This window comes from Cryobacterium levicorallinum (assembly GCF_004402405.1).
GTDB lineage: Bacteria > Actinomycetota > Actinomycetes > Actinomycetales > Microbacteriaceae > Cryobacterium > Cryobacterium levicorallinum.
In genome coordinates this window covers 241,473-252,213 of the sequence record NZ_SOFE01000011.1, presented here as the reverse complement: position 1 = coordinate 252,213, position 10,741 = coordinate 241,473, and the positions used below count along the sequence as shown (strand labels likewise).

The following is a 10,741-nucleotide window of genomic DNA, read 5'->3' as shown; positions in this document are numbered from 1 at the left end:
CTCGATCGGGCACGTCACGCCTGTGGACTTCGAGCTGCAATACTCGTCACAGGCCGCAGAGATTCAACTCGCCGCTTAACCCGTGTCCACTCTCCGGGGTCAAGGCCAGTTGGGTGTTTCTTGGGCATATCCGAATCCTTTTACCAGAAAGAAAGCGGCAGGAAATCAGGGACGGTTCAGTCAGAGACCAAAAGAGTCACGCAGCCCACACGAATCATGACCAGCCTGCCAGCTGATAACCAGACCAGCTACAACCATTACAGAGACACCGCGAGCCAACAATCCTCCTGTGCATAACCCCCACCATGGCCGCACCCCGTGCCACGATCGCCGCATGCCTTACATGTGCATCCTCGAATGCCACGATGGCTCCTTCTATGTGGGCAGCACCTGGGACATCGACCGCCGCCTCTGGCAGCACAACGCCGGCGAGGGCGCCGCGTACACAAAACGCCGCCGACCCGTCAGGCTCGTCTACCTCGAAGAGTGCTCTCACATAGCAGATGCTTACGCCCGCGAAAAGCAGGTCCAAGGCTGGAGCCGCGCAAAACGCATTGCCCTGATCGAGAGCAGACTCAGCGATCTTCCCATCCTCAGCGTGCGCTCCAGCAAGACCCGGCCCGACGCGTCGCCGTCCGAGCCTGAGTAGCCCCCCCGCTGGTCGAGGAGCCGGAACGCACTTACCCGGCGTCTCGAGGTCGGCTCACCAGGTTTTGACTGCTCGCACGCTCGCGCTCAACCAGCGGCACGCACCTCGCCGGCGCCTCGAGACCTCATGAGCCGATCGAGGAGGGCGAGCAGCCGCTAGCCGCGGGCCAGGGACACGCCCGACTCGGCGGCGAGCGCCTTGATCAGAGCAGATGCGTTCTCCTCCGACCACCCCGCGTCCACGGCAGCATCCACATAGTGTGCTGCGGCGGTGACACTGGGTACGGCTACCCCGAGTCCCGCCGCAAAGTCCTGAATCAGGCCCACGTCTTTCTGCATCAGCTTCAGTGCAAATGACGGCGCGTAGTCGTCGGCAAGGACCGCCGGGCCGACGCCATCAAAGATCGGCGACCGAAAATCGGTCACCTTCAGCACCTCAAGCACCTTCGGCAGATCCAGCCCCGCCTTCGCGGCGAGCGCGAGCGACTCCCCCAGTGCCAGCAGCTGCGAGGCCACCACCAGGTTGCCCACGAGCTTCATGCGCACTCCCGAGCCGCCGGGGCCCATCAGATGCACCGTCTCACTGATCGGCTCGAACACGTGCGCCGCCTCCGCAAACACGTCCGCGTCACCGCCGGCCACGATCCACAGTCCGCCACTGTTGGCCTCACCGCGGGAACCGAAAACGGGTGCATCGAGAAAGCGGATGCCGCGCGCGTCGTACGCCGTACGCTCAGCCGCACTCACCTCGGGGCTGATGGTCGACAGGTCAATTATGATCGAGCTGGTCTCCACGACGGAAGCCAAACCACCCTCGCCGAGCACCACCGCGCGAACGGCGGCGTCATTGCTCAGACAATACATGACGATGTCGGCCCCCGCCACGGCGGCGGCGACGCTCGGGGCAGCGGTGGCGCCCGCGGCAACCGCTTCTGCCACCGGAGCCGCCGAACGGTTCCATACCGTCACGGTGTGAGAAGCAGCGAGCAGATTTTTCACCATGCCGAGCCCCATGGTTCCGAGGCCGAGGAATGCGATCGTGGTCATTTTGTGTTCTCTCCTGCTGTGATGAGCGCTGCCGGGGTGTTCGTGGCTTTCCAGGACTGTAAGAAACGAAGGAATGCTGTGGCGCCCGGATCCTGCAGCCCAATGCTGCGCTCCTGCAGCCATGAGGCACGGCCTCGACGGGACTGCAGTTCCTTTGATGCGATAACTCCCGCTTCGGCGGCGTTGATCGCCGCGTCGAGGGCACTCTCGCCCGCCGCAGCGTTCACCAGGGCGTCCGCGGCCGGGAACATGGCATCAAGAATGGTCTTGTCGCCGATCTTCGACTTGCCTCGCTGGCTGATCGATTCCGCCGCGGCCACCGCGAAGGCACCAATCTGGCCATCGGCGAGCGAGGTGGAGGCACCCCATACTTTCGAGCCGGCCAGCAGTGCACCGGCTACCAGAGCAGCCATGGTGGACGGGTTCGCGTTGGCGAACGCCTTGGCGCAGGCCAGCACCACCTCGGCGGGAGTCGAGTCGGCCGGAAGCACGGCCAGGGCCTCTTCCACGGCTGCGGCTCCGAGCGACACGGTGATACCGAGGTCACCATCGCCGAGGGCACGGTCAAGCTCGCCGAGTTCGTCCGAATAACTGGTGAACTCCCCGAGGCAATTGCGAATTGCGGTACTGAGGTCGTTTCCGTTCATGGGTGTCACGCTTCCTTGAAGAATGGGGATTCCGCTGGCGCGTTGAGCAGCGCGAGGCGCTCGTCGTTCAGCGCGAGCAGCGAGATGGAGGCTCCGGACATTTCCAGGCTTGTGGCATATTCACCGATGTAGTTCTTGTCGATGGTGATTCCCTGCTCGGTGAGCAGCTGGTGCACGCGGCGAAAGAGCAGGTACAGCTCCTCGAGCGGTGTCGCTCCCATGCCGTTCACGAGCACGGCCACGCGGGCGCCCGCGGTAATTCCAAGGTCGGCAACGAGGCGTTCCATCAGGGTTTCCGCGATTCGGTCGGCTGTTTCCACGGCTCCACGATGAAAACCGGGTTCCCCGTGGATGCCGATGCCCACCTCCATCTCACCGTCATCGAGGTCGAAGCTCGCCTTGCCCGTGGTGGGCAGAATCGTCGGCGACAGGCCAATGCCCATGGTGGCGGTGTTGTTGATGATGTCTTCCGCCACCGCCGCAACCTGCTCGAGGGAATCTCCCCGCTCGGCAGCAGCGCCGGCGGCCTTGAAGGCGAACATGATCCCGGCCACGCCGCGGCGGTCTGCCGCGCGTTCCTTGGGCTGGCTCGCCACGTCGTCACGGCCCACCGCGGTGAGCGTGGCGATTCCTTCCAGTTCCGCCATGTCGGTTGCGAGGTCGAAGTTGAACACGTCGCCGCCGTAGTTGCCGTAGAGGTAGAGCACTCCAGCCCCGCCGCTCACGGCTTTGGTCGCTTCGAGCACCTGAGCGGACGAGGGTGACGAGAACACGTTTCCAATCGCCACGCCGTCACACAGGCCGCGGCCCACGTAGCCCTTGAAGAGGGGAAGGTGTCCGGAACCGCCACCCGTGACGATGCCTACCTTGCCGGCGACGGGCGCATCCGCTCGCACCAGCACGCGTCGGTCTTCTCCCGGGGTTTTGAGAAGGCGGGGGTGAGCCAGCAGGATGCCCTCGACGAACTCGTCCACGAAGGCGCTCGGCTCATTGATTATCTTTTTCATGCGTATCTTGGTCCTTTTCCAGCTCAGGTTCGTATCAGGGAAGTGTCAGACGTCGGCGTCGCAACACCAGTCGGAGGGATGGTCTTGTGGGGTCGTCTCGTTCGCGTTGACATAACCGAGTCAAGAATCATGACCGCAATGAGGATCACACCCTGGGCGATGGCGTACTCATACGACGAGAGTCGAATGGCGGTGAATCCGCTCGACACCACCTGCAGGGTGAGGGTGGCCAGCACAACGCCGAAAACCGAGGCAAAGCCGCCGGTGGGATTCGTACCTCCGAGCACCGCGATCACAATCACCAGCAGAACGTACGACGAGCCGTAATCAGCGGATGCGGTGGGGTTGCGCGCCAGAAACAGCACACCAGCCAGGCCCGCGAGCATGCCGCCCACGGTGTAGGTCTTCATGAGCACGGCGCGCGTCGGGATGGCCGAGTAGCGCGCTGCCACGGGGTTGGCGCCCTCCAGCTGAATCATGCGACCCAGCGCCGTGCGGTTCACGAGCACCGCCACCAGAATGGCCGTGATCACGAAAATGATGAACAGCACCGGAACGTTGGCGAGCGCGGCTTGACCGATGGCGCCCAGCACCGTCGGCGCCCCGTAGAGGGTCGACCCGCCGGTCCACACGATCGCGATCCCGTTGTAGATCTGCATGGTGGCCAACGTGGCCAGAATGGGCGTAATCCCCACCACGCTCACCAGGAATCCGTTAAAGGCTCCCCCGAGCATCCCCGCCACGATCCCGGCCAGCACAATCAGAAACCCGAGGCTGTTCGCCAGATCCGGGTTCGTGGCGGCAATGGCCGTATGCAGGGTCGAGATGGTGATGGCTGAGAAGTTGGCAATGGCCACGAGAGACAAGTCAATACCGCCGGTGAGCATCACCAGCATCATCGCGATGGCAATGATGCCAATTTCGGGAGCGGCAACGGCAATGTTCTGCAGGTTGATCGGGCTCAAAAACACCCGCGGGTTCAGAAACGTGAAGAGGGCCATGGCGAGCAGGAGCGCCGCCACCATGCGGCCGGCTCCCCGTTGAGCGCCGCCGGGGCGCACGAGGCGTCTCGTGAAGCGCCCCAGCTGATCATTGAGGTTGCGCAGCGGCGGGGGGTTCGGAGCGGATGCCCTGGCGCGCTTGTCTGTTGTCGGCGTCATGAGGCCATCTCCTGCTCTGTCTTCTGCTCCGTGTCGAGGTCCTGAATCACGCGCATGCGTCGGGCGTCCCGTCTCGCGGCAATGGCCTGGATACCCACACCCACGACGAGCAACACGCCTACGGCGGTGCGCAGCCAGGCGCTCGGCACGCCCACGAGCAGCAGGCTGTTCTTGATCACCTGCACGAGGAGAACCCCGAGCACGGTGCCGGTCACCGAACCGCGACCACCGAAGATGGCTGCACCACCGAGAATCACGGCGGCGATGATGTCGAGTTCTCCACCCACCAGGTCACGGGGATTGGCGCTGCGACTCAGCACAATATGAATGACACCCGCGATCGCGGCGAGTGCACCGACGAGCATGTACACCGAGATCTGTGTGCGCTTCACCTGAAACCCGGCGCGGCGGGCAGCTTCAATGTCGCCGCCGATGGCATAGAGGGAACGCCCGAACATGGTGCGCTTCAACATCCACCCCACGGCCAAGCACAGCACCAGAACGGGAACAACCAGCACGTGCAGGTAGGCCCGCCCAATGTCGGTGGTGATGTCGAACAGGTTGCTGGTGGCGAGGTCGGCCATCGATTTGGGCAGGTCGGCGTAGTAGGTGGCTCCCACGTAGGTGTACATCGCGCCGAAGAAGATCCCCTGGGTGCCGAGGGTCACAATCAGCGTGGGCAGGTTGAACCGGGCAATGACCACGCCGTTGATGAGCCCCAGTGCCGCTCCCACCGCAATGGCGATGAGGAAGATGCCGGGCAAACCCGGGTCGAAGCCGGCGCTCAGACAGAACGTCACCGTGGAGTAGCCGGCAAAGATGGCGATCGCGGCGAAGGACACATCGATGCCGCCGGTAATCACCACGATCAGAACGCCGAGGGCAAAGATCACTGGAACGATGGAGCTTCTCAAGATGGAGAACCCGGTGTTCAGGGTAAAGAATGTGGGGTTGGCGATCGACATCGCCACAATGAGCCCGAGGAGCACCAGGGCGAGGACGCCTTCGTTGTTGGTGCCGCGGAGTTTGCGCACGAGATCCATTAGGCCGACATCCGCTCTTGAATGGTGTCGACAGAGATTTGATCTCCGTCGAGAACGTGGGTGAGTCGACCATTTCGAATCACCAACACGCGGTGGCATGACGCCACGAGTTCCGGGGCGTCATCAGAGATGATGATCACCGACATGCCCGTGCCCGCCTCACCGCGCAGCAACTCCAGAATCTCTTCCTTCGAGCCGATGTCGACACCCACAGTGGGGCCGTTCAGCATGAGCACCGTGGGGGCCGTGGCCAACCACTTGGCGAGAACCACACGCTGGGCGTTTCCGCCCGACAGCGTTCGAACGGGTGCTTCTGCGTGGGGGGCGTTAATCTTCAGCCCCGTAAAGAAGCGTTTGATGGTGGCCGCGGTTGCGGTGCGGCTCAGCATCCCCCACCGGGTGCGGTGGGAGTTGAGTGAGGCGGCCACGATGTTGTCGGCAATGGACTTGTTCAGGAACAACCCCTGGGACAGGCGGTCTTCGGGTACGTAACCGATTCCGGCCCGAACGGCGTCTTGAATGGTGCGAATGGTCGCCACCTCACCGCCCACCCGAATCTCCCCCGCGTCGGCGGGCGTCACGCCAAAGAGCGCCTCCGCAATCTCGGTGCGGCCCGATCCCAGCAGACCCGTGACGCCGAGGATTTCGCCGCGGCGCAGTTGGAAGGAGATGTCACGAAACGCACCGGCCAGAGACAGGTTGCTGACTTCGAGAGCGAGCGGTGCGGAGGCATCGAGCTCACTTACCACCCGGGATTCATCAACCTGACGCCCGGTCATGTGGTGTGAAATGGATCGCTGATCGAAATCGGATGTCGGACCGCTCACGACGCGTTGACCCGAGCGCATGATGGTGAGCCGTTGGGAGATGGCGAGCACCTCTTCGAGCTTGTGCGAGACAAACATCAACGCGACGCCCCGGGCGCGCAGGCGCTCTACGAGAGCGAAGAGTCGACTGACTTCGGTGTGAGTGAGGGCCGTGGTGGGCTCGTCCATGATGATGGCGCGCGCATCGTTCACGAGTGCGCGGCAGATGGCGGTGAGCTGCTTGTCGGCCACCGACAGGGAGCCCACTTCGCGGTCCAGATCGAGGTCCAGATCGAGTTCCTGAATGATGGCCGCCGCACGGGGCCGCACGGAGCGGGCCGAATACAGGCGCCGCCCGCCGGCGACCTCGGCCGTGAGCACGATGTTCTCGGCCACGGTCAGGTTGGGAAAGAGCGAAAAGTCTTGGTAGATCACCTGGATGCCGCCCTGAATGGCCGCATGCGCATTGATGTGGTCGAACGAGACACCATCAATGATGATTTCACCGGAGTCGGGGCGCTCGGCGCCCGAAATGATCTTGATCAGGGTGGATTTGCCACAGCCGTTCTCGCCGGCGAGACAGTGCACCTCGCCGGGAATCAGATCGATGGACACATCTCTGAGTGCGGGCACGCCCCCGAAACTCTTATTAATTCCTCGTGCCGAAACGAACGGGGTTGTCGTCGAAGCAATCGTCGTGGAATCCACAGCACTACCTTTCTCACCAGAGCGCTGGGGTGTGCACGTGTATCGTGCACACCCCAGCCGGTCGAACTACTTAGAAGTTGTACTTGGCCGCCGTGGCCGCGTCAGCTGCTACCGAAGCAGCACCGACGAAGACGTTGTCGTAGCCGTCCAGCTTCTTGAGCGAGTTGTAGCCCTCAATACCGAGGTCGGTGCCGTCTTCGATGGTTCCACCGTCGGCGAGGATCAAGGCGATGGCCAGCTGTGCTTCACCGGCGAGAGCAGGATCCCAGAAGAAGATCTTGTCGATGGAGCCGTCGGCCAGGTACTGGTTGGCGACCGAGGGGATGGAGGTTCCCATCACGCACACCTGGTCTTCGAGGCCGGCTTCCTGCACGGCGCGGGCGATGCCGGGAACGTCGTTTCCGGCCGATCCCTGGAAGCCAGCGATGTTCGGGTACTTGGCCAGAACTTCCTTAGCTCGCTCGTAGGCCGTGCCCTGGTCATCCGTGCTTTCGATCGGCGTTTCCACGCGCGTCATGTTCGGGAAGTTCGCCTGCTGGTTGTCGTAGGCGGCACCCACCCACTCCATGTGGGTCTTGGCCGTCAGTCCACCCACGAACTGCACGTACTCACCCGTGTCACCCATGCACTCGGCGAGGTTGTCCATGATCTCGGAACCGTAGGAGGGGTTGTCAAACGCCTCAATGTCGATGTCCACGTTTTCGATGCCCGTTGCCTCGTGCGAGACCACGATGATTCCCTGGTCCCGTGCCTGCTTCAGCACCGAGCTGAGCGCCTCGGGCGAGTTGGGCACCACGGTGATGGCCGTGGGTTGCTGCGCAATGAGGTCCTGAACGATCTGCACCTGCTTCTCGGGGCTCACGTCGTCGGCGCCCTCCTGACGTGCATCGATCCCGGTGCGGTCGGCGAAGGACTTGACGCCCACCTCCATGCGCTGAAACCACGGGATGGTTTGGGCCTTCACGACCGTCACCATCACCATGTCGTCAGCGGCCGGCGTGGAGCTCGATCCGCTTGCAACGCTGCCCACTGAAGAGCAACCGGTGAGAGCGAGAGCGGCTCCGACGAGTAGTGCCGTGCCCCGAAGGGCGTGCTTGTGATTCATTCCGTTAACTCCTTTGTAAACGCTTCGTGACTCGGCCACGATCGGGGGCGGCACGTTTGCGATGCGCGCTCTTCGAGGAACTTATCCGCAAACTGCACGGTACGTCAAGCGATAACGAGCATAATTTGCGCAGTTTCACGCAATTGTGTGCGTACTGTGACCAAATTCTACGCGCACGAATGCCACATCCGCCGGGTTGAGTGCATGAAAAATCCTGATCATCTATGTATTCGTGCCAGATCACGAGCAAGGCCGCTGGATGTCATCACGAGAAAAGAAATCTCACAAACCTTCGTCTGCGCGTTTTTATTCGTAAATGTGCGCGTTTTCGCGCAGAAGGTTTACAGTGGAATGATGGCGCAGCGAACATTCGTCAGAACAACCTCAGGGGAGCCACACGCATGTCCAGACAGCTAGAGATTGCCGAGATTCTCAAAGCTCAAGGGTTCCAGTCCGTCAACAGCCTCGCCACGCACTTTGCCGTGACCACCTCCACCATTCGGCGAGACCTGGAACGACTCGAATCGAAGTCGCTCATTCAGCGCACACACGGCGGAGCCATTCCCGTTGAGCCAGCGGATGCCTTCGACACGTTCACCGGTCCGCTGCACCACGCCGAGAAGTCGGCCATTGGGCAGGCCATGGCGGATCGCATTCTCGACGGCCAGATTGTGCTGCTCGATGGCGGAACGACCACGCTCGAGGTCGCCCGTCACCTTACAAAACGGCGCCTGACTGTGGTGACCAACGACCTGGCCGTGGCCATGGAAATCGCGCAGAAGCGGTCGGCGCACCTGGTGTTCATCGGCGGCGAGCTGCTCCCCGACGTATACACAATGTGGGGGCCCGCCTCCGTGCTGCAGCTCTCCAACCTGCGGGTGGATGTGGCCGTGTTTGGGGCAGACACCGTCTGCGACGACGGGCTGTACCACACGAGCAGCTACGAGGTGGAGCTCAAACGGCTGATGCGATCCATCGCCAAAGAGGCCTTCTTCGTGGCTGACAGTTCCAAGTTCGGTCGCGAGGCACTCTTCAAGGTTCTCGAGGTGAAAGACTTCACCGCCGGCATCACCGACGACCTTCTCGACCCCCTTCGCGCTTCCCAATTCCCTATCCCCATAATCCAAGTCCCCAAGCACCCCACCCTTTAGCCCCGCCCGCAGCTCCCCGCCCGCTGGTCGCCGCCGCCCCGCTGGTCGAGGAGCCGGCACGCTTTTCGGGAGTGTCTCGTTAACGGTGTTTCCGGCGTTTTTCATTAGTAGGATTCTGCGTTCGGCCAGCGGTCTCGGAAGGTGATGGCGAACGCGTTGAGAGCTGGCTTCCAACGCATCGTCCAACGAGCTCGGCCCTCACCGATGGGGTCGAGACTTCGCGTGACCAGATACAAGCATTTCAGTGCGGCCTGCTCGCTGGGGAAATGCCCTCGAGCACGCACCGCCCGCCGGTACCGGGCGTTAAGCGACTCGATCGCATTGGTGGAGCAGATCACCTGACGAATCTCGGGATCGTAGGACAAGAACGGAGTGAACTCTTCCCACGCCGACTCCCACAACCGGATGATCGCACCGTATTTCTTTCCCCAGATCTCGGTCAGATCATCCAACGCCGCCCGCGCCGTGTCAACGGTCGGAGCGGTATAGATCGGTTTCACCGCTCGTTTCATCGCATCCCAACCCTTCTTGGCGGAGAGCGTGAACGTGTTCCAGATCAGGTGAATGATGCACGTCTGCACCGTGTCAACGGCCACACGTTCCCGACAACGTTCGGCAATCCTTTCAACCCGTCACAGACCAGGAAGAACGTGTCGGACACACCACGATTCTTGATATCGGTCAGGACAGACATCCAGAACTTGGCGCCCTCACCGCCAGTGCCGGCCCACAACCTGAGAATATCCTTATCGCCATCTAAAGTCGCGCCGATGGCCGCGTAGATCGCCGCGTAGACGCCGTCCAACGGGCGTGCCTGCCACGTCTGCATCTCCGCGATCACCTTGTCCGTGATGCGGGAAATGGTCTCTTTCGATACCTGCGCACCATAGATCTGGTTGTAGCGTGCGCTGATCTCCCCGGTCGTGAGGCCGCGGGCATACAACGACAGCACGATCTCATCGACCCCGGTCAAACGGCGTTGTCGTTTCGGCACGATCACCGGAGTGAACGTGGCGTCCATGTCGCGGGGCACCTGAATGGTCACCGGCCCTGTCGTGGGACTGATCACCGTTTTGGGCCGAGTCCCGTTGCGCACGTTCGAGTCGTCGCGCTCGTCCGGGGCACGGTTCTTTTCATGGCCAAGGTGATCGGTCATTTCCTCGTTCAGCGCGGCCTCAAGAAATGTTTTCGTGAACTGGCCCAGCAGCCCATTCGGACCGTCCAGGGCCAAGCCTTGCTCCTTAGCCAGGCGCACCCATTCCTTCGCCGCCACCGCCTCACGGGTCGGCTCAGATTTCGTTTTTTCGTCACAGCATCAAGTGTCGTCATCACGGCACCGTACCCGCCAGACCCACGTCCAGCGCGTCAGGCCGGCAACACCGTTTAAGAGACAGTCCCACTCAGCCTCCCGTAAAAGAC

General features: G+C 62.3%; 9 protein-coding genes and 1 pseudogene. 2 read left to right on the top strand and 8 right to left on the bottom strand.

The window, feature by feature from the left end; all coding sequences use genetic code 11:
* The first annotated feature begins 334 nt into the window (after positions 1–334).
* Positions 335–649, top strand: coding sequence for a GIY-YIG nuclease family protein (locus tag E3O11_RS06590; RefSeq protein WP_092448453.1), 315 nt, complete (start codon positions 335–337; stop codon positions 647–649).
* 155 nt (positions 650–804) lie between these two features.
* Here the strand turns inward: E3O11_RS06590 and E3O11_RS06585 are convergent, their stop codons facing one another.
* The 7 genes from E3O11_RS06585 to E3O11_RS06555 form a co-directional block, all read right to left on the bottom strand.
* Positions 805–1,695: an NAD(P)-dependent oxidoreductase gene (locus E3O11_RS06585; protein ID WP_092448452.1), complete on the bottom strand. Its 891-nt coding sequence runs from the start codon at positions 1,693–1,695 to the stop codon at positions 805–807.
* Complete coding sequence (locus E3O11_RS06580) at positions 1,692–2,342, bottom strand: DAK2 domain-containing protein (protein WP_092448451.1); 651 nt, start codon at positions 2,340–2,342, stop codon at positions 1,692–1,694. The genes E3O11_RS06585 and E3O11_RS06580 overlap by 4 nt, the downstream gene beginning before the upstream one ends.
* A 5-nt stretch (positions 2,343–2,347) precedes the next feature.
* On the bottom strand, positions 2,348–3,349 hold the full coding sequence (locus E3O11_RS06575) for a dihydroxyacetone kinase subunit DhaK (RefSeq protein WP_170851528.1): 1,002 nt from the start codon (positions 3,347–3,349) through the stop codon (positions 2,348–2,350).
* Positions 3,350–3,372: 23 nt separating this feature from the next.
* Positions 3,373–4,509: an ABC transporter permease gene (locus tag E3O11_RS06570; RefSeq protein ID WP_241985394.1), complete on the bottom strand. Its 1,137-nt coding sequence runs from the start codon at positions 4,507–4,509 to the stop codon at positions 3,373–3,375.
* Positions 4,506–5,552 (bottom strand): ABC transporter permease, encoded by a 1,047-nt coding sequence (locus tag E3O11_RS06565; RefSeq protein ID WP_092448449.1) that lies wholly within the window; start codon positions 5,550–5,552, stop codon positions 4,506–4,508. The genes E3O11_RS06570 and E3O11_RS06565 overlap by 4 nt, the downstream gene beginning before the upstream one ends.
* Positions 5,552–6,991, bottom strand: a complete 1,440-nt coding sequence (locus E3O11_RS06560; protein WP_241985393.1) for a sugar ABC transporter ATP-binding protein — start codon at positions 6,989–6,991, stop codon at positions 5,552–5,554. Before E3O11_RS06560 ends, E3O11_RS06565 begins: the two co-directional genes overlap by 1 nt.
* Before the next feature lie 145 nt (positions 6,992–7,136).
* Positions 7,137–8,171: an autoinducer 2 ABC transporter substrate-binding protein gene (locus E3O11_RS06555; RefSeq protein ID WP_092448448.1), complete on the bottom strand. Its 1,035-nt coding sequence runs from the start codon at positions 8,169–8,171 to the stop codon at positions 7,137–7,139.
* A 401-nt stretch (positions 8,172–8,572) separates the two neighbouring features.
* Between E3O11_RS06555 and E3O11_RS06550 the strand changes: the two genes are divergently transcribed.
* Positions 8,573–9,322 (top strand): DeoR/GlpR family DNA-binding transcription regulator, encoded by a 750-nt coding sequence (locus E3O11_RS06550; protein ID WP_092448447.1) that lies wholly within the window; start codon positions 8,573–8,575, stop codon positions 9,320–9,322.
* Between the two features lie 104 nt (positions 9,323–9,426).
* On the opposite strand, the pseudogene E3O11_RS06545 reads toward E3O11_RS06550, so the two are convergent.
* Positions 9,427–10,595 (bottom strand): annotated as a pseudogene (locus E3O11_RS06545) (IS256 family transposase).
* Between the last annotated feature and the right edge of the window lie 146 nt (positions 10,596–10,741).

Coding starts and splice junctions, on each gene's coding strand:
- E3O11_RS06580 (WP_092448451.1), bottom strand. CDS start 2,342: ATGAACGGAAACGACCTCAGTACCGCAATTCGCAATTGCCTCGGGGAG.
- E3O11_RS06575 (WP_170851528.1), bottom strand. CDS start 3,349: ATGAAAAAGATAATCAATGAGCCGAGCGCCTTCGTGGACGAGTTCGTC.
- E3O11_RS06590 (WP_092448453.1), top strand. CDS start 335: ATGCCTTACATGTGCATCCTCGAATGCCACGATGGCTCCTTCTATGTG.
- E3O11_RS06565 (WP_092448449.1), bottom strand. CDS start 5,552: ATGGATCTCGTGCGCAAACTCCGCGGCACCAACAACGAAGGCGTCCTC.
- E3O11_RS06585 (WP_092448452.1), bottom strand. CDS start 1,695: ATGACCACGATCGCATTCCTCGGCCTCGGAACCATGGGGCTCGGCATG.
- E3O11_RS06550 (WP_092448447.1), top strand. CDS start 8,573: ATGTCCAGACAGCTAGAGATTGCCGAGATTCTCAAAGCTCAAGGGTTC.
- E3O11_RS06555 (WP_092448448.1), bottom strand. CDS start 8,171: ATGAATCACAAGCACGCCCTTCGGGGCACGGCACTACTCGTCGGAGCC.
- E3O11_RS06570 (WP_241985394.1), bottom strand. CDS start 4,509: ATGACGCCGACAACAGACAAGCGCGCCAGGGCATCCGCTCCGAACCCC.